General features: G+C 72.8%; 21 protein-coding genes. 17 read left to right on the plus strand and 4 right to left on the minus strand.

The genetic code is table 11. The features are described 5' to 3' along the window. Positions 1-8 precede the first annotated feature (8 nt). The 7 genes from LGI35_RS12870 to cobI are packed head-to-tail and all read left to right on the plus strand — an operon-like array spanning position 9 to position 11,096. The gene (locus tag LGI35_RS12870; RefSeq protein ID WP_227293995.1) at positions 9-950 is read left to right on the plus strand and encodes a cobalamin biosynthesis protein; all 942 of its coding nucleotides are present in this window, start codon (positions 9-11) and stop codon (positions 948-950) included. Continuing rightward, entirely contained in the window at positions 947-2,521 is a 1,575-nt protein-coding gene (locus tag LGI35_RS12875; RefSeq protein WP_227293996.1) for a cobyric acid synthase, read from the plus strand. Before LGI35_RS12870 ends, LGI35_RS12875 begins: the two co-directional genes overlap by 4 nt. Beyond that, the gene (gene cobN / locus LGI35_RS12880; protein WP_227293997.1) at positions 2,518-6,198 is read left to right on the plus strand and encodes a cobaltochelatase subunit CobN; all 3,681 of its coding nucleotides are present in this window, start codon (positions 2,518-2,520) and stop codon (positions 6,196-6,198) included. The genes LGI35_RS12875 and cobN overlap by 4 nt, the downstream gene beginning before the upstream one ends. Further along, positions 6,195-8,255 (plus strand): putative cobaltochelatase, encoded by a 2,061-nt coding sequence (locus LGI35_RS12885; RefSeq protein ID WP_227293998.1) that lies wholly within the window; start codon positions 6,195-6,197, stop codon positions 8,253-8,255. Before cobN ends, LGI35_RS12885 begins: the two co-directional genes overlap by 4 nt. Then, on the plus strand, positions 8,255-8,854 hold the full coding sequence (gene cobO / locus LGI35_RS12890; RefSeq protein WP_227293999.1) for a cob(I)yrinic acid a,c-diamide adenosyltransferase: 600 nt from the start codon (positions 8,255-8,257) through the stop codon (positions 8,852-8,854). The genes LGI35_RS12885 and cobO overlap by 1 nt, the downstream gene beginning before the upstream one ends. An 8-nt stretch (positions 8,855-8,862) precedes the next feature. Continuing rightward, positions 8,863-10,335: a cobyrinic acid a,c-diamide synthase CobB gene (locus LGI35_RS12895; protein WP_227300287.1), complete on the plus strand. Its 1,473-nt coding sequence runs from the start codon at positions 8,863-8,865 to the stop codon at positions 10,333-10,335. After that, positions 10,332-11,096 carry a precorrin-2 C(20)-methyltransferase gene (gene cobI / locus LGI35_RS12900; protein WP_227294000.1) on the plus strand — a complete coding sequence of 255 codons (765 nt, stop codon included), beginning with the start codon at positions 10,332-10,334 and terminating at the stop codon, positions 11,094-11,096. The genes LGI35_RS12895 and cobI overlap by 4 nt, the downstream gene beginning before the upstream one ends. Positions 11,097-11,119: 23 nt before the next feature. On the opposite strand, the gene LGI35_RS12905 is transcribed toward cobI, so the two are convergent. Continuing rightward, positions 11,120-11,851 carry a ZIP family metal transporter gene (locus tag LGI35_RS12905; RefSeq protein ID WP_227294001.1) on the minus strand — a complete coding sequence of 244 codons (732 nt, stop codon included), beginning with the start codon at positions 11,849-11,851 and terminating at the stop codon, positions 11,120-11,122. Positions 11,852-12,021: 170 nt separating this feature from the next. On the opposite strand from LGI35_RS12905, the gene cobM reads away from it, so the two are divergent. Genes cobM through cobC form a run of 5 tightly spaced genes read left to right on the plus strand, consistent with a single transcriptional unit; the run spans position 12,022 to position 17,861 of the window. Then, positions 12,022-12,849, plus strand: coding sequence for a precorrin-4 C(11)-methyltransferase (gene cobM, locus LGI35_RS12910; RefSeq protein ID WP_227294002.1), 828 nt, complete (start codon positions 12,022-12,024; stop codon positions 12,847-12,849). Further along, positions 12,846-14,135, plus strand: coding sequence for a precorrin-6y C5,15-methyltransferase (decarboxylating) subunit CbiE (gene cbiE / locus LGI35_RS12915; protein ID WP_227294003.1), 1,290 nt, complete (start codon positions 12,846-12,848; stop codon positions 14,133-14,135). Before cobM ends, cbiE begins: the two co-directional genes overlap by 4 nt. Continuing rightward, entirely contained in the window at positions 14,136-15,884 is a 1,749-nt protein-coding gene (gene cobJ / locus LGI35_RS12920; RefSeq protein ID WP_227294004.1) for a precorrin-3B C(17)-methyltransferase, read from the plus strand. Next, entirely contained in the window at positions 15,881-16,813 is a 933-nt protein-coding gene (locus LGI35_RS12925; protein WP_227294005.1) for a sirohydrochlorin chelatase, read from the plus strand. The genes cobJ and LGI35_RS12925 overlap by 4 nt, the downstream gene beginning before the upstream one ends. Further along, complete coding sequence (gene cobC / locus LGI35_RS12930; protein WP_227294006.1) at positions 16,803-17,861, plus strand: Rv2231c family histidinol phosphate aminotransferase CobC; 1,059 nt, start codon at positions 16,803-16,805, stop codon at positions 17,859-17,861. The genes LGI35_RS12925 and cobC overlap by 11 nt, the downstream gene beginning before the upstream one ends. 76 nt (positions 17,862-17,937) lie before the next feature. Here cobC and LGI35_RS12935 read toward each other — a convergent pair whose 3' ends face one another. Together LGI35_RS12935 and LGI35_RS12940 are read right to left on the minus strand one after the other, a co-directional pair. Beyond that, positions 17,938-18,870, minus strand: coding sequence for an SCO1860 family LAETG-anchored protein (locus LGI35_RS12935; protein WP_227294007.1), 933 nt, complete (start codon positions 18,868-18,870; stop codon positions 17,938-17,940). Positions 18,871-19,227: 357 nt separating this feature from the next. After that, a complete protein-coding gene (locus LGI35_RS12940) occupies positions 19,228-20,322 on the minus strand; it encodes an amidohydrolase family protein (RefSeq protein ID WP_227294008.1) in 1,095 nt (364 codons plus the stop codon). A gap of 110 nt (positions 20,323-20,432) precedes the next feature. On the opposite strand from LGI35_RS12940, the gene LGI35_RS12945 reads away from it, so the two are divergent. The 5 genes from LGI35_RS12945 (at position 20,433) to thpD (ending at position 25,158) form a co-directional block, all read left to right on the plus strand. Further along, positions 20,433-21,551, plus strand: coding sequence for a pyridoxal-phosphate-dependent aminotransferase family protein (locus LGI35_RS12945; RefSeq protein ID WP_227300288.1), 1,119 nt, complete (start codon positions 20,433-20,435; stop codon positions 21,549-21,551). Positions 21,552-21,936: 385 nt separating this feature from the next. Then, positions 21,937-22,431: a diaminobutyrate acetyltransferase gene (gene ectA / locus LGI35_RS12950; protein ID WP_227300289.1), complete on the plus strand. Its 495-nt coding sequence runs from the start codon at positions 21,937-21,939 to the stop codon at positions 22,429-22,431. 98 nt (positions 22,432-22,529) lie between these two features. After that, on the plus strand, positions 22,530-23,801 hold the full coding sequence (ectB, locus tag LGI35_RS12955) for a diaminobutyrate--2-oxoglutarate transaminase (protein WP_227294009.1): 1,272 nt from the start codon (positions 22,530-22,532) through the stop codon (positions 23,799-23,801). A gap of 38 nt (positions 23,802-23,839) precedes the next feature. Next, positions 23,840-24,244, plus strand: a complete 405-nt coding sequence (locus LGI35_RS12960; RefSeq protein ID WP_227294010.1) for an ectoine synthase — start codon at positions 23,840-23,842, stop codon at positions 24,242-24,244. Between the two features lie 5 nt (positions 24,245-24,249). Beyond that, positions 24,250-25,158 carry an ectoine hydroxylase gene (gene thpD / locus LGI35_RS12965; protein WP_227294011.1) on the plus strand — a complete coding sequence of 303 codons (909 nt, stop codon included), beginning with the start codon at positions 24,250-24,252 and terminating at the stop codon, positions 25,156-25,158. 68 nt (positions 25,159-25,226) lie between these two features. On the opposite strand, the gene LGI35_RS12970 is transcribed toward thpD, so the two are convergent. Next, positions 25,227-26,294 (minus strand): alkene reductase, encoded by a 1,068-nt coding sequence (locus tag LGI35_RS12970; RefSeq protein ID WP_227294012.1) that lies wholly within the window; start codon positions 26,292-26,294, stop codon positions 25,227-25,229. Positions 26,295-26,406: the final 112 nt, after the last annotated feature.

Consider the following 26,406-nt stretch of genomic DNA (forward strand, 5'->3'; position numbering starts at 1 on the left):
GGCTGACCGTGCGAGCCGAGCGCGTCTTCGCGTACGGCAGCGCCGCCGGACTCCTCGGTGACCTCCTGTTCGGCGATCCGCGCCGCGGGCATCCGGTCGCCGCGTTCGGACGGGCAGCGGGCGCCGTCGAGCGAGTGCTGTGGAGTGACCACCGCGGGTGGGGCGCGCTGCACACCGCCATGTGCGCCGGGGGCGCCGCCGTCGCCGGTGGCCTCGCCGCGCGCGCCGTGCGCCGCTCCCCCGCCGCCTCCATCGCCCTGACCGCCGCCGCCACCTGGGCCGTCGTCGGCGGTACGTCGCTGGGGCGCGAGGCGCGCGCCATCGGGGGCGCGCTGGCCGCCGGTGACGTGGACGCGGCGCGCGAGCGGCTGCCGCATCTGTGCGGGCGTGACCCGCACGCACTGGACGCGGACGGGATCGCGCGGGCCGTCGTCGAGTCCGTCGCCGAGAACACCTCCGACGCCGTCGTGGGCGCGCTCGTGTGGGGCGCCGTCGCCGGGGTCCCCGGGCTCGTCGCCTTCCGCGCCGTGAACACGCTGGACGCCATGGTCGGGCACAAGTCGGCCAGGTACCGCCGCTACGGCTGGGCCTCCGCGCGCCTCGACGACGTGGCGGGCTGGCCGGGGGCGCGGCTGACCGGCGTGCTCGCCGCGGTCGCGGGCGGCCGTCCCCGCGGCGCGCTCACCGCGTGGCGCGAGGACGCGCGGCTGCACCCGAGCCCCAACGCCGGTGTCGTCGAGGCCTCGTTCGCGGGGGCGCTCGGGGTGCGGCTCGGGGGCACGTTGTCGTACGGCGGGCGGGTCGAGCACCGGCCCGTACTGAACGCGTCGGGCCGGTCCGTGGAGACCGCCGACGTAGAGCGGGCGGCGCGGCTCTCGCGGCGCGTGAGCTGGCTGGCCCTCGGCGTGTGTGTCGCCGGGCGGGCACTGTTGCGGAGGGGGAAGTCGTGAGTGGTGGCGGACTGCTGGTGGCAGGAACCACGTCCGATGCCGGGAAGAGCGTCGTCACCGCGGGCATCTGCCGGTGGCTGGTGCGGCAGGGGGTGAAGGTCGCGCCGTTCAAGGGGCAGAACATGTCCCTCAACTCCTTCGTGACACGCGAGGGCGCCGAGATCGGCCGTGCCCAGGCCATGCAGGCGCAGGCCGCCCGCGTCGAGCCGAGCGCCCTGATGAACCCCGTACTGCTGAAGCCGGGCGGTGACCGGAGCAGCCAGGTGGTGCTCATGGGCAAGCCGGTGGGCGAGTTGAGCGCCCGCGGGTTCTTCGGGGAGGCCGGTGCCGCGGCGAAGCCGCTGTCAGGTGCGGTGTCCCCCGGGAAGGCGCTGCACGGGGGGCGCCAGGCAGCACTCCTCGACACCGTCGTGGGATGCCTGGAGGAACTCCGGGGCAGCTATGACGCCGTGATCTGTGAAGGGGCGGGCTCTCCCGCCGAGATCAACCTGCGCCGCACCGACATCGTCAACATGGGGATCGCGCGGGCCGCGCGGCTGCCCGTGCTCGTGGTCGGCGACATCGACCGCGGCGGCGTCTTCGCGTCCTTCTTCGGCACGACGGCGCTGCTCGCGCCCGAGGACCAGGAGCTGCTGGCCGGCTATCTGGTGAACAAGTTCCGCGGGGACGTCTCCCTCCTCGAGCCCGGCCTCGACATGCTCAAGGACCTGACCGGGCGCGCCACGTACGGAGTGCTCCCCTTCCAGCACGGCCTCGGCATCGACGAGGAGGACGGGCTGCGCGTGTCGCTGCGCGGCTCCGTGCGCGAGTCACGGACGACGGCCCCCGTCGGCGAGGACGTGCTGCGCGTCGCCGTGTGCGCCGTGCCGCTGATGTCGAACTTCACCGACGTGGACGCGCTGGCCGCGGAGCCGGGCGTCGTCGTGCGGTTCGTCGACCGGGCCGAGGAGCTCGTCGACGCGGACCTGGTCGTCGTGCCGGGAACGCGCGGCACCGTCAAGGCACTTCAGTGGCTGCGCGAGCGCGGCCTCGCCGACGCCCTCGCGCGCCGGGCCGCCGAGGGGCGCCCGGTCCTCGGGATCTGCGGCGGTTTCCAGGTGCTCGGCGAGCGCATCGAGGACGACGTCGAGTCGCGCGCGGGCGCAGTGGACGGGCTCGGACTGCTGCCCGTGCGGGTGCGGTTCGAGCGCGAGAAGACCCTCGCCCGGCCCGTCGGCGAGGCGCTCGGCGAGCGCGTCGAGGGCTACGAGATCCATCACGGGGTCGCCGAGGTCACGGGCGGCGAGGCGTTCCTGGACGGGTGCCGCGTCGGCTCCGTCTGGGGCACGCACTGGCACGGCTCGCTGGAGGCGGACGGCTTCCGCCGGGCGTTCCTGCGCGAGGTCGCGGCCGGCGCGGGCCGTCGTTTCGTACCGGCGCCCGACACGTCGTTCGGCGCGCTGCGCGAGGAGCAGCTCGACCGGCTCGGCGATCTGATCGAAGAACACGCGGACACGGACGCGCTGTGGCGGCTCATCGAGTCCGGCGCTCCGTCAGGACTGCCTTTCATTCCACCGGGAGCGCCCGCATGAGCACAGTGTTGTTGTTGTCGACCGCAGACACCGATCTGCTGGCGGCCCGGGCCTCCGGCGCCCCCTACCGGATCGGGAACCCGACCCGCGTCGACGTGCAGAGCGAACTGCCGGAGCTGCTCGACGGCGTGGACATCGCCGTCGTACGGCTCCTCGGCGGCAAGCGCGCCTGGGAGGACGGGCTCGCGGCGCTGAAGGCGTCCGGCGTGCCGACGGTCCTGCTCGGCGGCGAGAGCGTCCCGGACGCGGAACTGATGGCCGAGTCGACCGTGCACGCGGGCGCCGTGGCCGAGGCGCTGCGCTATCTCGTCGAGGGCGGCCCGGGCAACCTCGTCGAGCTGGCCCGCTTCCTCGTCCAGGACGTGCTCGTCAACGGGCACGGCCGGGCCGGGAGCACGCAGGAGCGGCACAGCGCCGAGCCGCAGAAGATGCCCGAGTTCGGGGTGCACGGCCGCCGTGCGCGCGTCGAGGGCCGCCCGACGGTCGGCGTGCTCTTCTACCGCGCCCACGAGCTGTCCGGGAACACGGCGTTCGTGGACACGCTGTGCGACGCGATCGAGGCACGCGGCGTCAACTCCCTTCCGGTGTACTGCGGTTCGCTGCGCGGCGCCGACCCCGGCCTGTACGAGCTTCTCGGCGAGGCCGACACCCTGGTCGCGACGGTGCTCGCGGCGGGCGGCACGCACGCCTCGCAGGCGTCCGCGGGCGGTGACGAGGAGGCCTGGGACATCGGCGCGCTCGCCGACCTCGACATCCCCGTCCTGCAGGGTCTTTGCCTCACGTCCTCGAAGGCGGCCTGGGAGGCGTCGGACGCCGCCCTGTCGCCGATGGACGCGGCGATGCAGGTCGCGATCCCCGAGTTCGACGGCCGGATCGTGACCGTGCCGTTCTCCTTCAAGGAGGAGGGCCCCGACGGCGTCCCCGTGTACGCGGCCGACCCCGAGCGGGCCGCGCGCGTCGCCGGGATCGCCGTGCGCCACGCCCGTCTCGGCCACAAGCCGAACGGTGAGAAGAAGCTCGCCGTCGTCTTCACCGCCTACCCGACCAAGCACTCGCGGGTCGGCAACGCGGTGGGCCTCGACACGCCCGCCTCCGCCGTCCGCGTCCTGGACGCGCTGCGCGAGGCCGGTTACGGCGTCGACGGCTACCCGGACAACGGGGACGAGCTGATCCACCGGCTCATCGAGGCGGGCGGCCACGACGTCGAGTGGCTCACCGAGGACCAGCTGGCCTCGGCGCCCGCGCGGGTGCCGCTCGCCGACTACCGCGCCTGGTTCGACAAGCTGGCGCCCGAGCTGCGCGAGGGGATGCTGGAGGCGTGGGGCGAGCCGCCGGGCTCCCTCTACGTCGACGGCGACGACATCGTGCTCGCGTCGCTCCAGTTCGGCAACGTCGTCGTGATGATCCAGCCGCCGCGCGGTTTCGGCGAGAACCCCATCGCGATCTACCACGACCCGGACATGCCTCCGTCGCACCACTACATGGCCGCGTACCGCTGGCTGGAGAACAGTTTCGGCGCGGACGCCGTCATCCACATGGGCAAGCACGGCACGATGGAGTGGCTGCCCGGCAAGGGCCTCGGTCTGAGCGGGAGTTGTGCGCCCGACGCGGTCCTCGGCGAGCTGCCGCTGATCTACCCGTTCATCGTGAACGACCCGGGCGAGGGCACCCAGGCCAAGCGCCGCGGGCACGCCACGGTCGTCGACCACCTCGTCCCGCCGATGGCGCGCGCGGACACGTACGGCGACCTGGCGAAGCTGGAGCAGCTTCTCGACGAGTACGCGCTCGTCTCCGACCTGGACCCGACCAAGGCCCCGGCCGTGCGCGCCCAGATCTGGACGCTGGTGAAGGCCGCCGAGCTCCACCACGACCTGCATGTCGACGAGCAGCCGGACGACGGCGACTTCGACGAGTTCGTGATGCACATCGACGGCTATCTGTGCGAGATCAAGGACGTGCAGATCCGCGACGGTCTGCACATCCTGGGCGGCGGCCCGGTCGGCGAGCCGCGCGTGAACCTCGTGCTCGCCGTGCTGCGCGCCTCGCAGGTGTGGGGCGGCACCGCGAACGCGCTGCCCGGCCTGCGGGCCTGCCTGGCCGAGCACTTCGGGCTCGTGGAGAAGGAGCTGCTCGGCGAGCCGGGCGCGCCGGCGAAGGTGCCGGTGGAGCTGACGAACCTCGTCGACGGCCCCGCCCGCAGCGCCGCCGACGCGATCGACCTCCTGGAGCAGCTGTGCCGGCGCGCGGCCGAGGGCATGGAGGAGCGCGGCTGGGACGCCGCGGCCGTCCCCGCGCTCGTCCGGGACGTCGTCGGGTCCGAACTCCCCGACGCCGTGGCGGTGTTGGAGTTCGCGTGCCGCGAGGTGGTGCCCCGGCTCGCGCGCACCACGGACGAGATCGGGCACATTCTGCGAGCGCTCGACGGCGGATACGTGCCGGCGGGACCGTCCGGGTCGCCGACGCGCGGCCTGGTCAACGTGCTGCCGACGGGCCGTAACTTCTACTCCGTCGACCCGAAGGCGATCCCGTCGCGGCTGAGCTGGGAGGTCGGGCAGGCGCTCGCCGACTCGCTGGTGGCGCGCTACCTCGCCGACACCGGCGAGTACCCCAAGTCCGTGGGCCTGACGGTGTGGGGCACCTCGGCGATGCGTACGCAGGGCGACGACATCGCGGAGATCCTCGCGCTGCTCGGCTGCCGCCCGGTGTGGGACGACGCCTCGCGCCGTGTCACCGGCTTCGAGATCGTGCCGGCCGCCGAACTCGGGCGCCCGCGCATCGATGTGACGGTCCGTATCTCCGGCTTCTTCCGTGACGCCTTCCCGCACGTCGTCGGTCTGATCGACGACGCCGTGCAGGCCGTCGCCGCGCTCGACGAGAGCGCCGAGCAGAACTACGTCCGGGCGCACGTCGAACAGGACGCCGTCGAGCACGGCGACCGGCGGCGGGCCACGGCCAGGATCTTCGGGTCGAAGCCGGGTGCGTACGGGGCGGGTCTGCTGCCGCTGATCGACGCCCGCAACTGGCAGTCCGACGCGGACCTCGCCGAGGTGTACGCGGTGTGGGGCGGCTACGCGTACGGGCGCGGGCTCGACGGGCGGGCCGCGCGCGGCGACATGGAGACGGCGTTCCGGCGCATCAACGTGGCGGCGAAGAACGTCGACACCCGCGAGCACGACCTCGTCGACGCCGACGACTACTTCCAGTACCACGGCGGCATGGTCGCCATGGTGCGGCATCTGACGGGGTCCTCCCCCGAGGCGTACGTCGGTGACTCCGCCGTGCCCGACCAGGTGAAGACCCGCACGCTCGGCGAGGAGACCCACCGGGTGTTCCGGGCGCGTGTGGTCAACCCGCGCTGGATGGCGGCGATGCGCCGACACGGCTACAAGGGCGCCTTCGAGATGGCGGCGACCGTCGACTACCTCTTCGGGTACGACGCGACGGCCGGCGTGGTCGACGACTGGATGTACGAGAAGCTGTCGGCCGAGTACGTCTTCGACGCGGAGAACCAGGACTTCATGAAGAAGTCCAACCCGTGGGCCCTGCGCGGCATCACCGAGCGGCTGCTCGAAGCGGCCGAGCGGGGGCTGTGGGCCGAGCCGGACGCGCAGACGCTGGAGCGGCTGCGGGCCACGTATCTGGAACTTGAGGGCGACTTGGAGGGCGACGACCAGTGAGTACCCCCTATCCGTTCACCGCGCTCGTCGGGCAGGACGACCTGCGTCTTGCCCTGCTGCTGAACGCGGTCAGCCCCGCCGTCGGCGGTGTGCTCGTGCGCGGCGAGAAGGGCACGGCCAAGTCGACGGCCGTACGCGCTCTTTCGGCGCTCATGCCGGAGGTCGAGGTCGTCGCCGGGTGCCGGTTCTCGTGTGCGCCCGGCGCCCCGGACCCGGCGTGCCCGGACGGGCCGCACGAGAGCGGACCCGGCACCTCACGTGCCGCCCGCATGGTCGAGCTGCCCGTCGGCGCGTCCGAGGACCGGCTCGTCGGCGCGCTCGACATCGAGCGGGCGCTCGCCGAGGGCGTCAAGGCCTTCGAGCCGGGACTCCTCGCCGACGCGCACCGCGGGATCCTGTACGTCGACGAAGTGAACCTGCTGCACGACCACTTGGTGGACCTGCTGCTCGACGCGGCCGCGATGGGCGCCTCGTACGTGGAGCGCGAGGGCGTCTCCGTGCGGCACGCCGCGCGCTTCCTGCTCGTCGGCACCATGAACCCCGAAGAGGGCGAGCTGCGGCCGCAGCTGCTCGACCGGTTCGGGCTCACCGTGGAGGTCGCCGCCTCCCGCGAGCCCGACCAGCGCGTCGAGGTCGTCAAGCGGCGCCTGGCCTACGACGACGACCCGGACGGCTTCGCCGGGAAGTGGGAGCAGGAGGAGTCCGCCGTGCGGGCGCGGATCGTCGCGGCCCGTGACCTGCTGCCTTCGGTGCGGCTCGGTGACGCGGCGCTGCGCCAGATCGCCGCGACGTGCGCCGCGTTCGAGGTCGACGGGATGCGCGCGGACATCGTGATGGCGCGTACGGCGACGGCGCTCGCCGCGTGGGCGGGCCGCACGGACGTGCTGGCCGAGGATGTGCGGCAGGCCGCGCTCCTGGCTCTGCCGCACCGCAGGCGCCGCAACCCGTTCGACGCACCGGGGCTCGACGAGGACAAGCTCGACGACACGCTTGAGGAGTTCGGCGGGCAGGACGACGAACCCGATCCTGACGGTGACGGTGACGGCGGCGGGGACGGCCCCGGCGGCGGTGGCGGGCAGCCGCCGCAGGACGCGCCCGAGGGCAACGGCCCCGACGCGGGCGGCGACCGGGCCGCCGACATCCCCGCACAGGGCGAGCCCTCCGACAGCGGCGAACAGAAGGCTCCCGCGGGCGGCGGCGAGCAGGCGGCCGCACGGGCCTCCGAGCCGTTCCGTACGAAGATGCTGAGCGTGCCGGGACTCGGTGAGGGGGCCGCCGGGCGCCGCTCGCGGGCCCGCACGGAGCACGGCCGTACGACGGGTGCGCGGCGGCCGCGTGGCGCGCTCACCAAGCTGCACCTGGCGGCGACCGTGCAGGCCGCGGCTCCGCACCAGCGGGCGCGGGGGCGTTCCGGCCCCGGGCTCGTGGTGCGGCGTGACGATCTGCGGCAGGCGACCCGGGAGGGCCGCGAGGGCAACCTCGTGCTGTTCGTCGTCGACGCCTCCGGGTCGATGGCGGCGCGGCAGCGGATGAGCGCCGTGAAGGGCGCCGTCCTGTCGCTCCTCCTCGACGCGTACCAGCGGCGGGACAAGGTGGGGCTCGTGACGTTCCGCGGCTCCTCGGCCGATGTGGCGCTCCCGCCGACGTCCTCCGTGGACGCGGCAGCCGTACGGCTCGAGTCGCTGCCCACCGGTGGACGTACGCCGCTGTCCGCGGGGCTCCTCAAGGCGCACGACGTGCTGCGCGTGGAGCGGCTGCGGGACCCGGCGCGCCGGCCGCTCGTCGTCGTGGTGACCGACGGGCGGGCGACGGGCGGGCCGGAGCCGGTGGCGCTCGCGGGGCGTGCGGCGCGACTGCTCGCCGCCGAGGGAACGGCGTCGGTCGTCGTGGACTGCGAGTCGGGTCCGGTGCGGCTCGGGCTCGCCGGCCAGCTGGCGGGCGAGCTGGGCGGGACGGCGGTGACGCTCGACGAGCTGCGGGCCGACTCGATCGCCGGGCTCGTGAAGGAGGTCCGACAGATGCAGGGGCCGCAGTCGAACAGCAGGAGGGTCGCGTAATGCCTCAGGGACAGCCGAGTGTCGTGCCGGACGACGGGCTCACGACGCGGCAGCGGCGCAACCGGCCGCTCGTCGTCGTCCACACCGGCATCGGCAAGGGCAAGTCGACGGCGGCCTTCGGGCTCGCCCTGCGCGCCTGGAACCAGGGCTGGCCGATCGGGGTGTTCCAGTTCGTCAAGTCGGCGAAGTGGAAGGTCGGCGAGGAGAACGCGCTGCGCGTCCTCGGCGCGAGCGGCGAGGGCGGGACCGTCGACTGGCACAAGATGGGCGAGGGCTGGTCCTGGGTCCAGCGCGACGCGCAGATGGACAACGAGGAGAAGGCCCGCGAGGGCTGGGAGCAGGTCAAGCGTGACCTCGCCGCCGAGACGTACCAGCTGTACGTGCTCGACGAGTTCGCCTACCCGATGCACTGGGGCTGGATCGACACGGACGAGGTCGTCTCCGTGCTGCGGGACCGGCCCGGGACCCAGCACGTCGTGATCACCGGGCGCAACGCCCCCGAGAAGCTCGTGGACTTCGCGGACCTGGTCACGGACATGTCCAAGGTCAAGCACCCGATGGACGCGGGCCAGAAGGGCCAGAGGGGCATCGAGTGGTGAGTACGTCCATGCCTCGGCTCGTCGTCGCCGCGCCCTCGTCGGGCAGCGGCAAGACGACCGTCGCGACGGGTCTGATGGCGGCGTTCGCCGGGCGCGGGCTCGCCGTGTCGCCGCACAAGGTCGGGCCCGACTACATCGACCCCGGGTACCACGCGCTCGCGACGGGGCGCCCGGGTCGCAACCTCGACGCGTACCTGTGCGGGCCCGAGCTCGTGGCGCCGCTCTTCGCGCACGGGGCGCGGGGGTGCGATCTCGCCGTCGTCGAGGGCGTGATGGGGCTTTTCGACGGGGCCTCCGGTCAGGGGGAGCTGGCGTCGACCGCGCATGTCGCGAAGCTCCTTCGGGCGCCGGTCGTGCTCGTCGTCGACGCGTCGTCGCAGGCCCGGTCCGTGGCCGCGCTCGTGCACGGTTTCGCGTCGTTCGATCCCGAGGTGCGGCTCGCCGGGGTGATCCTCAACAAGGTCGGGTCCGACCGGCACGAGGCGATCCTGCGCGAGGCGCTGGACGAGTCGGGAGTGCCGGTGTTCGGCGCCTTGCGCCGGGGCGGGGAAGTGGTGACTCCCTCGCGGCACCTGGGGCTCGTGCCGGTGGCCGAGCGGGGGGCCGAGGCGGTCGCGGCTGTCGCCGCCATGGGGGAGATGGTTCGGGGCGGGTGTGACCTGGACGCGCTCCATGCGGTGGCTCGTGGTGCGGGGCCGTTGGACTGTGCGGCCTGGGATGCGGCTGAGGTTGTGGGTTCTCTCCCCCAGCCCGCCCCTTCCCGGAACCGGGGCTCCGCCCCGGACCCCGGTCCTCGAACGCCGGACGGGCTGAAGGGGCCCGACGGGACGGACGGGTCCGACGGGCCACGGCCCGTCGTCGCTCTCGCCGGTGGCGCCGCCTTCACGTTCTCCTATGCCGAGCACAGTGAACTGCTCGCCGCCGCCGGGGCCGAGGTCGTGACCTTCGATCCGCTTCGGGACGAGCAACTCCCGGACGGAACGAGCGCGTTGGTCATCGGTGGGGGTTTTCCGGAGGTGTACGCCTCCGAGCTGTCCGCCAACGAACCGCTGCGCAAGGCCGTCGGTGAGCTCGCGCGGTCCGGGGCGCCCGTCGTCGCCGAGTGTGCGGGGCTGCTGTATCTGGCGCGCTCCCTGGACGGGCAGCCCATGTGCGGGGTCCTGGACACCGACGCGCGGATGTCGGAACGGCTGACGCTCGGGTATCGGGACGCCGTGGCCGTGTCCGACAGCGTGCTGGCCGCGAACGGGACGCGGGTGCGCGGCCACGAGTTCCATCGCACCGTCGTCGAACCCGGGGCCGGCGCCACCCCCGCGTGGGGCGTCACGCGTCCCGAGCGGCGCGTGGAAGGGTTTGTGCAGGGCGGGGTGCACGCCTCGTATCTGCATGTGCACTGGGCCTCCGTGCCCCAGGCGGCGCGGCGCATCGTCGCGCAGGCAACCGAAGTCGCGCGGGCAACCGAAGGAGTCACCTCGTCATGACCGACACCACCACGCACCGGCTGACCGGCGTCGGCGTGGGTCCCGGTGACCCCGAGCTCGTGACCGTGAAGGGCGTGAACGCCCTGCGCGCGGCCGCCGTCGTCGTCGTACCGGTGATGGCCGCCGCCGACGGGACGGACGGCGGAGAGCCCGGTCGCGCCGAGGCGACCGTCCTGCACTACGTGCCCGCCGACAAGGTCGTCCGCGTCGTCTTCGCGCTCAACGAACGCTCGGACCGGGCCCGGCGCGAGGCCGCCTGGGACGCGGCCGGCGAGCGCGTCGCGGCGCTCCTGCGGGAGCACGGCTCCGTCGCGTTCGCGACGATCGGCGACCCGAACGTGTACTCCACGTTCACGTATCTCGCCCTGACCGTCGGGGAGCTCGTGCCGGGAACCGTCGTCGAGACCGTGCCCGGTATCACCGCCATGCAGGACCTCGCCGCGCGGTCCGGCGCCGTGCTCACCGAGGGCACCGAGCCGCTGACGCTCGTGCCGGTGACCGCCGGTTCGGCCGTGCTCAAGGAGGCGCTCGCGGGACCCGGCACCGTCGTCGCGTACAAGTTCGGGCGGCTCGCCGGCGAGGTCGCCGCGGCGCTGCGCGAGACGGGTCGGACGCAGGACGCCGTGTGGGGGTCCGCGCTCGGGCTGCCGGAGGAGTCCATCAGGCCGGCTGCCGAACTGGGCGCCGACGCCGCGCTGCCGTACCTGTCGACGCTGATCGCGCCCGCGCGGCGCGACGGCGGACGGGGCGGGAAACTGTGACCCGCCGGGGGGCGGGCCCGGCGCTACTCCCCCGCCGCGCCGATCACCAGCCACATCAGGGCGGCGCCCGCGATCGTGCACAGGAGCGTGGAGCGCGCCGGGTGGTGGTGGCCGGCCTCGGGGAGGATCTCCGCGGCCGCGATGTACAGCAGAACGCCGCCGAAGAACCCGAGGTAGCAGGCGAGGGCCTGCGGCGGGATGGTGAACAGCAGCGTCGACGCGGCGCCCACCACCGGGGCGAGCGCGTCCGCGCCGACCATCGCGAGTGCCTTGCGACGGGCGTTCCCGTAGGCGCGCGTGATCGTGTACGTGTTGAAGCCGTCGGCGAAGTCGTGCGTGATCACGGCGAGCGCGACGGTATATCCCATGGTGCTGCTCACCTGGAACGAGGCGCCGATCGCGACGCCGTCCGCGATGCTGTGCCCGACCATCGCGGAGGCGGCGCCGAGGCCGACCTGGGGCACCTGGTCCTCGCCCTCCTGCGCCCCGTGCGCCGCCTGGCGCATCGCGAGCAGCCGCTCGACGATGTGGGCGACGAGGAAGCCCGCGACGAACAGGAGCAGCGCGGCGGGCACTCCGTAGATCTCGTTGCCGGCGCCGTGCAGCGCTTCCGGGAGCAGGTCGAAGCCGACCACCCCGAGCATCAGGCCCCCGGCGAATCCGAGCACCAAGTGGCGCCGGTCGGTGACGTGGTGGGCGGTCCAGCCGCCGACGAGTGTCATCACGAACGAGCCAAGGGCGACGAGGACGGCCATGGTCCCTTGCTAGCGGATCGGCACCGGCCGCGCACGCCCGGGACCGGCTGAGCCGCACCTTCCGACCCGTCCGATACCGCTCCCGTACCTCCGTACGACCGAACCGCGTACGAACCCGTACGACCGATCTCCGTACGACCCAACGCTGCATCCCCGAGAGGACCCCAGTCATGCCCGAAGCAACCACCGGCAAGGTGACCTTCGTCGGTGCCGGGCCCGGCGCCGCCGACCTGCTCACGTTCCGCGCCGCGCGCGCCATCGCGGACGCCGATGTCGTCATCTGGGCGGCCAGCCTGGTGCAGGAGGAGGTCCTCGACCACGCGCGCGAGGGCGCGGAGATCCTGGACTCGGCGACGATGTCGCTGGAGGACGTCGTCGCCGTGTACGAGCGGGCGCACCGCGACGGTCTGCGGGTCGCGCGCATCCACTCCGGGGACCCGGCGCTGTGGGGCGGCACGCAGGAGCAGGTCGACCGGTGCGCGCGCATGGGCATCGCGACGGAGGTGATCCCGGGTGTCTCGTCGTTCTCGGCTGTGGCCGCGCTCGCGCAGCGCGAGCTGACGATCCCCGAGGTCGCGCAGTCCGTGATCCTGACGCGGCTCGGCGGCGGCAAGACGCCGATGCCTCCCGGCGAGGAGGTACGGGAGTTCGCGCGGCACGGCACGACGATGGCGCTGTTCCTCTCGGCGGCGCGCAGCGGCCAGTTGGTGCGTGAGCTTCTGGAGGGCGGCTACCCGACGTCGACGCCGGTCCTCGTCGCGTACCAGGCGACCTGGCCGGAGGAGCTGATCGTGAAGTGCACGATCAGCACGCTGGAGGAGACCGTGAAGCAGCACAAGCTGTGGAAGCACACGCTGTTCCTGGTCGGCCCGGCGCTGGACGCGGAGGGTACGCGTTCGCACCTCTACCACCCGGGCCACTTCCACGGTTTCCGCAAGGCCGACCCCGAGGCGCGGGCGGCGCTGCGGGCCGGGAAATCCGCGCAGGCCCAGTCGTGATCACGGTCTTCGGTACGGGGACGGGGGCGCCGCTGTCCCCGAATCCGGCCCTGTCGTCCGCGGGCCTGGTGGTCGGCGGGCGGCGTCATCTCGACACTGCCGAGGCGCTGCTGGCGCCCGGGGCGGAGCGGGTCGTGCTCGGGCCGCTGGCTCCGGCGCTGGACTCGGTCGAGCGATACGTCAAGAACGCGAACGAGAACGAGACGGGGCAGGGCGTCGTCGTGCTGGCCTCCGGCGACCCCGGGTTCTTCGGGATCGTGCGGGCGCTCGCCGAGCGTTTCGGGCCCGCGGCGCTGGACGTGCGGCCGGGGGTGTCGTCGGTGGCGACGGCGTTCGCGCGCGTCGGCCTTCCGTGGGACGACGCGGCGGTGGTCAGCGCGCACGGCCGTGACCTTCGGACCGCGCTCAACGTCTGCCGCGCGTACCCGAAGACCGCCGTGCTGACCGGTCCCGGCGCGGGCCCTGCCGAACTGGGCGCCGAACTCGCGCACCGCGGCGCCGACCGCGTCCTCGTCGTCGCGTCCCGCCTCGGCGACCCCGAGCACGAGAGCCTTGAACGGGTCACGCCGTCGGAGGCCACCGCCCGTGACTGGGGCGACGCGGTGAACGTGGTGCTCTGCCTGGACGAGAAGCGGGTGCTCGCACCGGTGCGCACCCTCGCCGGTCCCGGCCGTGCGCCGGCCCGGTGGGCCCTGGACGAGAGCGAGTTCGCGCACCGCGATTCGATGATCACCAAGTTCGAGGTGCGGGCGCTCGCGCTCGCGCGGCTCGGGCCGCGCCCGGGCGATCTGGTGTGGGACATCGGGGCGGGGTCCGGCTCGGTCGCCGTGGAGTGCGCGCGGTTCGGCGCCGCGGCCGTGGCCGTCGAGAAGACCGTGGACGGCGTGGCCCGGATCCGGGACAACGCCGCCTCCCACGGTGTCGACGTACGCGTCGTGCACGGCGCGGCGCCCACCGTCCTGTCCGATCTCGCCGACCCCGACGCGGTGTTCATCGGCGGGGGCGGGCGTGAGCTGACCGCGATCGTGACGGCGTGCGCGCGACGCACGCGGCGGTCCGTGGTGGTCGCGGTGGCTGCGGTGGACCGGGTGGGCGCGGTGCGGGACGCACTGGGCGCGGCCGGGTTCGTCAGCGACGGGGTGCTGCTGCAGTCGTCCCGGCTCGCGCCGCTGCCGGGCGACGTGTCGCGGCTCGCCGCGGCCAATCCGGTGTTCCTGGTGTGGGGCGTACGGCCCGAGACGGAGAGCGCCACTTCCGTGGACTTCCTTGAGCGAAGGAGTAGTTGAGTGATCGGCCTGATTTCCGCCACGGCGGCTGGGGCGGTGGCCCGCGACCGGCTCGCGTCGGCGTGGCCGTCGCGTACGCGGGTGTACGAGGGTTCCGTGGGGGACGCCGTACGGCGCGCGTTCGCGGAGTGCGAGCAGGTGGTGTGCTTCCTGGCGACGGGGGCCGTGGTCCGGCTCGTCGCACCGCTGCTGCGGGACAAGCACGTGGACCCGGGCGTGGTGTGCGTCGACGAGGCCGGGCGCTTCGCGGTGTCGCTGCTCGGGGGGCACGAGGGCGGGGCGAACGCGCTCGCGCGTGAGGTGGCCGCCGTCCTGGAGGCGGAGCCGGTGGTGACCACGGCGACGGACGCCGTGGACGTGCCCGGGCTCGACACGCTCGGCCTGCCCGTCGAGGGGGACGTCGCCGGGGTGACCCGGGCGGTCCTCGACGGTGAACCGGTCGCCCTGCACGCCGAGTTGGCGTACCCGCTGCCCGCGCTGCCGGGGAATGTCGCTCCGGAGCAGGTGGCCGCGTACACGATCCGCGTCAGCGACCGCGCCGTGGAGCGCGCCGACCGTGAGGTCGTCGTGCGGCCCCCGTCCCTCGTCGTGGGGGTGGGCGCCAGCAAGGGCGCGCCCGTGGACGAGGTGCTCGGGCTCGTGCGCGACACGCTGCGGGACGCGGGGCTCTCGCCGCTGTCCGTGGCGCGGCTCGCGACCGTCGACGCCAAGGCCGGTGAGCCGGGCATCGTCGAGGCCGCCGAGCAGCTGGGCGTGCCCGTCGTGACGTACGGCGCCGAGCAGCTCGCCGCCGTCGCCGTGCCGAACCCGTCCGACGCGCCGCTCGACGCCGTCGGAACGCCCTCCGTGGCGGAGGCCGCCGCGCTGGTCGCCGGCGGTGAACTCCTCGTACCGAAGCGGAAGTCGGTGCGCGCCGACGGGAAGCCCGCGATGGCGACGTGCGCCGTCGTGCGCACCGCGCCGCGCGGCCGGCTCGCCGTCGTCGGGCTCGGCCCCGGCGCGCGGGACCTCGTGACTCCGCGCGCCCGCGACGAGCTGCGCGCCGCGTCCGTCCTCGTGGGCCTCGACCAGTACGTCGACCAGATCCGGGACCTGCTGCGGCCCGGTACCCGGATCCTGGAGTCCGGGCTCGGCGCCGAGGAGGAGCGGGCCCGCACGGCGGTCGCCGAGGCCCGCAAGGGGCAGGCCGTCGCGCTGATCGGCAGCGGGGACGCGGGCGTGTACGCGATGGCGTCGCCCGCGCTCGCCGAGGCGTCCGACGACATCGACGTGGTGGGCGTACCGGGCGTGACGGCCGCGCTCGCGGCGGCCGCGATCCTGGGCGCGCCGCTCGGCCACGACCATGTCTCGATCAGCCTGTCCGACCTGCACACGCCGTGGGAGGTCATCGAGCGCCGGGTGCGGGCCGCCGCGGAGGCGGACATCGTGGTCACGTTCTACAACCCGCGCAGCCGGGGCCGTGACTGGCAGCTGCCCAAGGCCCTCGGCATCCTCGCCGAGCACCGTGAGCCGGGCACGCCCGTGGGCGTGGTGCGCAACGCGTCCCGCGCCGACGAGTCGAGCCGGCTGACCACGCTCGGTGAACTCGACCCGGCCTGGGTCGACATGATGACCGTCGTGACCGTCGGCAACACGGCCACGCGGCGGATCGCGGGACGCATGGTCACCCCGCGCGGCTACCGCTGGCAGCAGCCCGCTTCCGGCTCTTCCGACACCACCACCGGCACCACCCGTAAGGAGTCCTCGTGACCACCTCGCCCGCTCTGCTCATCGCCGGACACGGCACCCGCGACGAGGCCGGCGCCGAAGCCTTCCGCGACTTCGTCAGGGAGCTCGGCCGCCGCCGTCCCGACCTGCCCGTGGCGGGCGGCTTCATCGAGCTGTCGCCGCCGCCGCTGACGGAGGCGGTGGGCGAGCTCGTGGAGCGCGGGGTGCGCCGGTTCGCGGCGGTGCCGCTGATGCTGGTGTCGGCGGGGCACGCCAAGGGCGACATCCCGGCGGCGCTGGCCCGCGAGAAGGAGCGGCACCCGGGGATCTCGTACACGTACGGGCGTCCGCTGGGTCCGCACCCGTCGCTGCTCAAGGTCCTGGAGCGGCGTCTCGACGAGGCGCTGGGCGGCGGCGCGCGCACGCCGGAGGACCGGGCCGACGTGACGGTGCTGCTGGTCGGCCGCGGTTCGACGGACCCGGACGCCAACGCCGAGGTGCACAAGGCGGCGCGGCTGCTGTGGGAGGGCCGCGGTTACGCGGGCGTGGAGACGGCGTTCGTGTCGCTGGCCGCGCCGGACGTGCCGTCGGGCCTCGACCGGTGCGTGAAGCTCGGCGCGCGGCGCATCGTCGTCCTGCCGTACTTCCTGTTCACGGGGATCCTGCCGGACCGCGTGCGGCAGCAGACGGAGGGCTGGGCGTCGGCCCACCCGGACGTCGAGGTGCTCTCCGCCGACGTGATCGGCCCGGAACCGGAGCTGATCGACCTGGTCATGGAGCGGTACGAGGAGGCCGTCCGCGGCGATCTGCGGATGAACTGCGACACCTGCGTGTACCGGATCGCGTTGCCGGGGTTCGAGGACAAGGTGGGGCTTCCGCAGCAGCCGCACTTCCACCCGGACGACGACGGCGACCACCACGGCCACGGGCACTCGCACGGTCACGGGCACTCCCACTCGCATGCGCACTGACGACGGCCACGATCTGCGCCACCACGGCGACGCGGAGGTCCGCGGCACGAGTGCGGACCTCACGGATCTCGCGGTGAACGTCCGCGCGGACACTCCCCCGGTGTGGCTGCGCGAGCACATCGCGGACTCGCTCGGCGGGCTCGCCGCGTATCCGGACGGGCGGGCGGCCCGCGAGGCGGTGGCCCGCCGGCACGGGCTTCCCGTGGAGCGGGTGCTGCTCACGGCGGGGGCGGCGGAGGCGTTCGTGCTGCTCGCCCGTGCCCTGAAAGCCCGTCACCCGGTGGTCGTGCACCCTCAGTTCACGGAGCCGGAGGCGGCGCTGCGGGACGCCGGGCATGCCGTCGACCGGGTGCTGCTGCGCGAGGAGGACGGCTTCCGGCTCGATCCGGCGGCCGTGCCCGAGGACGCGGACCTCGTGGTGATCGGCAATCCGACGAACCCGACGTCGGTCCTGCACCCGGCCGCGCTCATCGCCCAACTGGCCCGTCCTGGGCGGGTGTTGGTGGTGGACGAGGCGTTCATGGACGCGGTCCCCGGCGAGCGGGAGGCCCTCGCGGGCCGGAGCGACGTGCCGGGGCTCGTGGTGCTGCGCAGCCTGACGAAGACGTGGGGTCTCGCGGGGCTGCGGATCGGCTACGTGCTGGCGGAGCCGGACACCGTCGAGGAGCTGGAGCGGGCCCAGCCGCTGTGGCCGGTGTCCACGCCGGCGCTGGCCGCGGCCGAGGCGTGCGTGTCGCCGCGCGCCCTGGCCGAGGCGGCGCACGCGGCGCACCGGATCGCGGCAGACCGGGCCCATCTGGTGGCGGGACTCGCGGAGTTCGCGGCGGAGGGCGTGTCGGTGGCCGGCCCTGCGGAGGGTCCGTTCGTGCTGGTGCGGGCCCCCGGGGCGGCGGCGCTGCGCGCGCGGCTGCGGGAGCGGGGTTTCGCGGTGCGGCGCGGCGACACGTTCCCGGGCCTCGGCACGGACTGGCTGCGTCTCGCGGTGCGGGACAGGGCGACGACGGGCCGGTTCCTCCAGGCCCTCGACCAGTCGCTGACGAGCGCCTGACGGACGCATGCGGGTGGGCGGGAGTCCCCGACTCCCGCCCACCCGCTCCCCTCCGGTCCCCCCTCGGGCCCTCGGGTCAGGAGCGCCCGCGCCGGGCGACGGCGACTGCTCCGCCGCCGGCGACCAGCAGCACGATGGCACCGCCCGCGATGTACGGCGTCATCGAGTTCCCCCCGGTCTCCGCGAGGTCGGCCTTGGCGGCGGGCTTGGCGATCGGCTCGGCGGCGCCGCCCTGCGGCTTCACGTCGTCGGCCGGCTTGGCCGGGGGCTTCTGCGCGGGCGCCGCCTCGGGCGTCTCGCAGGTCGCGCCGGCGAGGGTCACCGTGCCCTCCACCTCCGCCACGTTCAGCTTGAGCGGGTTGACGGACACCTTCAGTTCGAGCGCCGAGGCAGCGGCCGTACGGGATGTGGTGTGCGTCTTCGAGAGGTCGAGCCGGACCTCACCCACACCCGGGACCTTCACCTCGGTGGTGCCGCCCGCCGAGAGGGTCACTTTCTTGCCGAGGACCGTGACGCCGCCCAGGACGTTCGACTCGGCGACGGGCCGCTTGCCCGTCTCGCAGACAGCCTTCGACGTGACCTGGCCGACCTCGATGAGCGAGAGCAGCGGCAGGCCCGGGATGTGGACCTTGGCGTGGGCGAGGTTGCTGTAGCCCTCCGCCTTGTGGTCGTCGACGGTGGCCTTCGCCGTGGCCACGTCCGCCCGCAGGACATTGAACGGCCGCCCCCGGTCGACGCCGTCCAGCTTGACGGTCAGGGCGGTCTTCTCGGCACTGGCGGGGGCCTGCACCTCGTTGAGCGTGGCCGTGAGCGGGACGTTCACGGTCTTGTTGAGCAGGGAGACATTCAGGTCGGTGCGCAGGACTACGGCGCTCGACCTGCCGCCGTGGCCGCCCGTCGCGTGCGCGGTGCCCGCGGTGGCGAGCAGCGCCGGTGCGACTGCCAGGGCCGTGGCGGCGGCCGACGCGGCGAGGCGGCGGCCGGGCGTGCGGAAGGTGGTGCTGGGCATGCTGATGGGACCCCCACGAGAGAAATGGAGCCGTCGGCCCCGCCCCCGCCATGGGGGACATCGCTGGGGCGCGCGCCGTCGGCCTCGATGGAGGGAATCTTTACGGACTGAGAGTGAACGGGCAGCAACCTGACGTGAGTTCACTCCAAAGTGAGGTTTCCGAGCTGGTCTTCGAATCTTTGGGCTCGACTGTTCGCCTGTGCCTCTGTTTTCCCTCTCCTGCCCCTCTGCTGTCACCCGGCCGGCCGGTGCGTGTCGAACGCGCCGGCCGGCCGCGCGGTCGCGCACGAGTGGTGTGCAACGAGCGGGCGGACCGCGGCGTCACGTTCCGTCAACCCGCGTCCGCCCGCGGCCGGTTCAGCCCACGACGCGGCCGCGCAGCACCACGCGCCGGGGCGAGGCGAGCACCCTGACGTCGGCGCGGGGGTCCGACTCGTAGACCACGAGGTCGGCCGAGGCGCCCTCCTCCAGGCCGGGGCGGCCGAGCCAGGCGCGGGCGCCCCACGCCGTCGCGGAGAGCGCGTCCACGGCCGGGAGCCCGGCCTTGACCAGTTCGGCGACCTCCCCGGCGACCAGGCCGTGCGCGAGCGAACCGCCGGCGTCGGTGCCGACGTAGACCGGCACCCCCGCGTCGTACGCCGCTCGCACGGTGTCGTAGCGGCGCTCGTACAGGCGGTTCAGATGGGCGGACCAGCGGGGGAACTTGCTCTCGCCGGCCGCGGCGATCTGCGGGAACGTGGCGATGTTGACGAGGGTCGGGACGATCGCGACGCCGCGCTCGGCGAACAGCGGGATGGTGTCCTCGGTGAGGCCCGTCGCGTGCTCGATGCAGTCGATGCCCGCCTCGACGAGGTCGCGCAGCGAGTCCTCGGCGAAGCAGTGGGCGGTGACGCGGGCGCCGAGCCGGTGCGCCTCCGCGATGGCGGCCTCGACCTCCTCGCGGGGCCAGCACGCGGTCAGGTCACCCGCGTCCCGGTCGATCCAGTCACCGACCAGCTTCACCCAGCCGTCGCCGCGCTTCGCCTCCCGCGCCACGTAGGCGACCAGCTCGGGCGGCTCGATCTCGTGGGCGTAGTTGCGGAGGTAGCGGCGGGTGCGGGCGATGTGCCGCCCGGCCCGGATGATCCTGGGCAGGTCCTCGCGGTCGTCGATCCAGCGGGTGTCCGAGGGGGAACCCGCGTCGCGGATCAGGAGCGTGCCGGCCTCGCGGTCGGTCAGGGCCTGCTTCTCGGCGACGTCGGCGGGCACAGGGCCGTGCGTGTCCAGGCCGACGTGGCAGTGCGCGTCGACGAGTCCGGGCATGGCCCACCCGTCGACGGTGGTGATGTCGAGCCCGGGGCCGGCCGGCCGGTCGTACGTCACCCGCCCGTCGACGACCCACAGCTCGTCCCGGACGTCGTCGGGCCCGACCAGGACCCGCCCCTTCACGTGCAGCACCGTGCGCTCACTCATGTCGGAAGCCTATGAGGCCGGTGGGTACGCTCGGAACGGCAGCCCGCCGTACGAACTCGTGAACGAAGATCACGGGCGACGTGAGCGAAGAGAGCGAAGAGAGCACGATCGTGACCCACCCTTTTCTTGACCTGGCCCCCCTGAGCGCCGAACACTTCGCCTCCGTCGAGCGGCGCGTGGCCGGGCTGCTCGACACCTCGCAGGACGTCGTGATCATGCAGGGCGAGGCGCTGCTGCCCCTGGAGGGCGCGATCCGCGGCACCGCACGCCCCGGCACCGTGGCCCTGAACATCATCACGGGCCCCTACGGCCAGACCTTCGGCGACTGGCTGCGGGACAGCGGGGCGACGGTGTACGACCTGGCGGTCCCCTTCCACACCGCCGTGACCGCCGAGCAGGTGCGCGACGCGCTCGCCGAGCACCCCGAGACCGACTTCGTCTCGCTCGTGCACGCCGAGGCCGCGACGGGCAACACGAACCCGGTGGCCGAGATCGGCGAGGTGGTGCGGGAACACGGCGCGCTCTTCTACCTGGACGCGGTCGCGTCGATCGCCGCCGAGCCGGTCCTTCCCGACGCCTGGGGCGTGGACCTGTGCGTGATCGGCGCGCAGAAGGCCATGGGCGGCCCGGCGGGCGTCTCCGCGGCGTCCGTCAGCGCGCGGGCGTGGGAGCGGATGGAGTCCAATCCGCAGGCGCCGCGCCGCTCCTACCTGTCGCTGCTCGACTGGAAGCACCGCTGGATCGACGGCGGGCGCAAGGCACTGCTGCACGCGCCGGCCCAGCTGGAGATGCTCGCCCTGGAGGCGTGCGTCGAGCGCATCGAGGCGGAGGGCCTCGACGCCCTGATGGCCCGTCACGCCGGTGCGGCCGCGGCCACGCGGGCGGGCGCGCTCGCGCTGGGCGGCGGCATCGAGCCGTACGTGTACGAGGCGCGGGACGCGGCGCCGGTGGCGACGACGCTGCGCGCCCCGGCGGGGATCGACGCCTCCGAGCTCGTCGCGCGGGCACTGGCGGTGGACCCGGTGCTGCCGCTGGTGGCCGGGGGCGGGGCGCTCGCCAAGGAGATGATCCGCGTCAACCACTACGGCCCACAGGCCACCCGGGGCGTCGTGCAGTCCTCGCTCGCGGCGCTCGGCGGTGCGCTCGCCGAGATGGAGGGGTCCGGCGCGCCGGTGGACCTGGAGGGCGCGCGCAGGGCCGTCGCCGCGGCCTGGGTGCAACCCCTGTAGTCCCGCGACTTCACAAAGTGAGGCGCCGCCCCTTCAATGGGGTGGCGCCTTCTTTTGTTTTCCGAGTCAATTCTAGCGAATTTCTCAGCACAGCTTCCCCTATTCTTCTGCCCGCTTTCCGGGGACGTAAACACTAAGATTTCAACAACGGGAAACGGCGTAATTCGGACGGGTCTCGCGCGGGTTTCGCTCTTGTGACGCACTCCACACCGAGGGTGATTTGCGCACTTCATCCCGCTTAAATCGACACAAACCGCCGAGATTTCGCGTGCGCGCCCCCACCCGCGCGATAACACAGAAGGGGCGTTTACGTAACCCCTGCTCGCGATGCAATCCCAGAAATTGCTCGGTAAATTGAATTCACATGACCGCGCAATTCCTGGAAATGCCCGAGAGCCTGCGGATCGACCGGCCCGAGGTGGCCGACGGAGCCGCAATCTGGCGCATCGCCCGCGACTCGAAGGTGCTCGACCTCAACTCCTCGTACAGCTACCTGCTGTGGTGCCGGGACTTCGCCGCCACGTCCGTCGTGGCGCGGGACTCCGCCGGCTCCGTCGCCGGGTTCATCACCGGATACATCCGGCCCGACAACCCACGCACCCTCGTGGTGTGGCAGGTGGCCGTCGACCATGCGCACCGGGGGCGCGGTCTGGCCGGGGCACTGCTCGACGGGCTCTGGGCGAAGGTCGTCGCCAACCGCGCGACGACCGTGCTCGAGACGACGATCTCGCCCGACAACACCGCCTCGCAGCGCCTGTTCGCCTCGTTCGCGCGCCGCAACGGCGCGGAGGTCGCGCAGACGGTGCTGTTCGACGCGGGCCTCTTCCCGGACGACGGGCACGAGCCCGAGGTGCTCCACCGCATCGGGCCGATCGTCTGACCCACGACCGGCCCTCCATGACTTCTCTGCACCGCAGGACCGCAGAGCGCACGACCTCTTCCACGCCACCCCCACCCCCATCTCCCAGGAGATTCGCTGTGACCATCACCCAGCCGGACCTGAGCGTCTTCGAGACCCTTGAGTCGGAGGTGCGCAGCTACTGCCGCGGTTGGCCCACCGTCTTCGACCGGGCGCAGGGCAGCCGCATGTTCGACGAGGACGGACACGAGTACCTCGACTTCTTCGCGGGCGCGGGATCGCTCAACTACGGGCACAACAACCCGGTCCTCAAACGCGCCCTGATCGACTACCTGGAGCGGGACGGCGTCACGCACGGGCTCGACATGTCGACGACGGCGAAGCGCGCCTTCCTGGAGTCCTTCCAGAACATCATCCTGCGCCCGCGTGACCTGCCGTACAAGGTCATGTTCCCGGGCCCGACGGGCACCAACGCCGTCGAGTCGGCGCTGAAGCTGGCCCGCAAGGTCAAGGGCCGTGAGTCGATCGTGTCGTTCACGAACGCCTTCCACGGCATGTCGCTCGGCTCCCTCGCCGTGACCGGCAACGCCTTCAAGCGGGCGGGCGCCGGCATCCCGCTGGTGCACGGCACCCCGATGCCGTTCGACAACTACCTGGACGGGCGGACGCCGGACTTCATCTGGTTCGAGCGCCTCCTGGAGGACCAGGGCTCCGGCCTCAACCAGCCCGCCGCCGTGATCGTCGAGACGGTGCAGGGCGAGGGCGGGATCAACGTCGCGCGCGCCGAGTGGCTGCGCAAGCTCGCCGACGTGTGCGAGCGCTGGGACATGCTGCTCATCGTCGACGACATCCAGATGGGCTGCGGGCGCACCGGCGCGTTCTTCTCCTTCGAGGAGGCGGGCATCACGCCGGACATCGTCACCGTGTCGAAGTCCATCAGCGGGTACGGGCTCCCCATGTCGCTGTGCCTGTTCAAGCCGGAGCTCGACGTGTGGGAGCCCGGCGAGCACAACGGCACGTTCCGCGGGAACAACCCGGCGTTCGTCACCGCCGCCGCGGCCCTGGAGACGTACTGGACCGACGGCGCCGCGATGGAGAAGCAGACGCTGCTGCGCGGCCAGCAGATCGAGGAGGTCCTGGCCGCGCTGCGCGAGGAGCACAGCGACGTGGTCAAGCAGTACCGGGGCCGCGGCCTGGTGTGGGGCATCGAGTTCCACGACACCGAGCGGGCGGGCGCCGTCGCGAAACGCGCCTTCGAGCTCGGCCTGCTCATCGAGACCTCCGGCCCGCAGGGCGAGGTCGTCAAGCTCCTCCCGGCGCTGACGATCACGCCCGAAGAGCTGGAAGAGGGGCTGCGCACGCTCACGAGGGCCGTGCGCGAGACAGCCTGACACCGCAACACACTGGAACAGAAAGGCAGCAACTCACCGTGATCGTCCGATCGTTCAAGGAGATCGAGGGCACCGACCGGCATGTGAAGGCCGCGTCGGGGACCTGGGAGAGCAAGCGCATCGTGCTCGCCAAGGAGAGGGTCGGCTTCTCGCTGCACGAGACCACGCTGTACGCGGGTACGGAGACCAGGATGTGGTACGCGAACCACATCGAGGCCGTGCTCTGCGTGGAGGGTGAGGCCGAGCTCACCAATGAGGAGACCGGTGAGAAGCACTGGATCGAGCCGGGCACGATGTACCTGCTCAACGGGCACGAGCACCACACGCTGCGGCCCAAGACCGACTTCCGGTGCGTCTGCGTCTTCAACCCGCCCGTGACCGGACGGGAGGACCATGACGAGAACGGTGTGTACCCGCTCCTGACCGAACCCGAGGAGGCCTGAGTTCCATGACCGGATCGACGAACACCCAGCCGACGGCCACCGATCTGTACCCGACCCGGGGCGCGTCCGAAGTGGCCACGCCCCGTGTCGACCCGGTTGTCTGGTCGGCGCCCGGCGCGCTGGGTCCGATCCGTCAGTCGGACCTGGAGTCGTTCGAACGGGACGGCTTCCTGGCGATCCCCGAGCTGATCGGGCCGGACGAGATCGGCGTCTACCAGGCGGAGTTGAACCGCCTGGTCTCGGATCCGGCGGTCAAGGCCGACGAGCGTTCCATCGTCGAGCCCACGTCGCAGGACGTGCGCTCCGTCTTCGAGGTCCACAGGATCAGCGAGGTGTTCGCGAACCTGGTGCACGACGAGCGGGTCGTGGGCCGGGCGCGGCAGATCCTCGGCTCGGACGTGTACGTCCACCAGTCACGGATCAACGTGAAGCCGGGTTTCGGGGCGAGTGGCTTCTACTGGCACTCCGACTTCGAGACCTGGCACGCGGAGGACGGCCTGCCGAACATGCGGACCGTGTCCGTCTCGATCGCGCTGACCGAGAACTACGACACCAACGGCGGCTTGATGATCATGCCGGGGTCGCACCGGACGTTCCTGGGCTGCGCGGGCGAGACGCCGCGGGACAACTACAAGAAGTCCCTTCAGATGCAGGACGCGGGCACGCCGTCGGACGAGGCGCTGACCAAGTTCGCCGACCGGCACGGCATCCGCCTGTTCACGGGCAGCGCGGGCTCCGCGACGTGGTTCGACTGCAACGCCATGCACGGCTCCGGGGACAACATCACCCCGTACCCGCGCTCGAACGTCTTCATCGTGTTCAACAGCGTGGAGAACGCTGCGGTGGAGCCGTTCGCGGCTCCGGTGCGGCGGCCCGAGTTCATCGGCGCACGGGACTTCACTCCGGTGAAGTGACCTTCGTACACGCGTAGTCGGGGCGGCTTCCTCTCGGGAGCCGCCCCGACTCGTGTGTCCGGGGAAGGTCAGACGGTCAGCGCCGGGTAGTCCGTGTAGCCCTTCGCGTCGCCGCCGAAGAACGTGGCGGGGTCCGGGGTGTTGTACGGGCCCCGCGTCCTCAGGCGGGCGGGCAGGTCGGGGTTGGCGAGGAACAGCGCGCCGAACGTGATGATGTCGGCGATGCCGTCCTCGATCACGGAGAGGTCGCCGTGCCCGGTGGGCCCGTCGCTGCGGACGTTGATGACGAAGGTGCCGGAGAACTGCTTGCGCAGCGCCAGGGTCAGCTCGCGGATGTCGGAGTTCTCAAGGACGTGCAGGTAGGAGATGCCGAGCGGCTCGATCTCCTTGACCAGCGCCGTGTACGTCGGCGCCGGGTCGCTCTCCTCGATGGAGTTGTACGGGTTCCCGGGCGAGATCCGCAGCCCGGTCCGCTCGGCACCGATCTCGGCGACGACGGCCTTGACGACCTCGACGGCGAAACGGATGCGGTTCTCCACGCTGCCGCCCCACTCGTCGTCACGCAGGTTGGTGTTGGGCGCGAGGAACTGGTGGATGAGGTAGCCGTTGGCGCCGTGCAGCTCGACGCCGTCGAAGCCGGCCTCGATCGCGTTGCGGGCGGCGGTGGCGTAGTCGGCGACGGTGGCGCGGATCTCGTCGCCGGTCAGCGCCCGCGGCGTGGTGAAGTCCTTCATGCCCTCGTGCGTGAATCCCTGGCCCGCAGGGGCGACCGGAGACGGGGCGACCGGGGTTTCCCCCTCGGGCAGCAGCACGGGGTGGCTGATCCGGCCCGCGTGCATGATCTGCGCGTAGATCGTGCCGCCCTTGGCGTGCACGGCGTCGGTGACCTTGCGCCAGGAGGCGATCTGCTCGTCACTGTGCAGGCCCGGGGTCCATGCGTAGCCCTGCCCGACGGCTGACGGCTGGATGCCCTCCGTGATGATCAGGCCGGCCGAGGCACGCTGCGCGTAGTACTCGGCGGTCAGGTCGGTGGCGGTGCCGCCCTCGCCGGCCCGGCTGCGGGTCATCGGGGCCATGGCGATGCGGTTGGCGAGCTGGATGCCGGAGAGGTCGATCGGGTCGAAAGCGGTGGTCATGGCTACTCCATCCAAGGGCGGCGAGGCAGTGCCGACCAATACGTGGTCGGCCAAGTAATCGAGCCGTGTGCCACTGTAACCCATTCATTGGCCGACCAAGGTAATCTCTCTG

It is taken from the genome of Streptomyces longhuiensis (assembly GCF_020616555.1).
Taxonomy (GTDB): Bacteria; Actinomycetota; Actinomycetes; order Streptomycetales; family Streptomycetaceae; genus Streptomyces; species Streptomyces longhuiensis.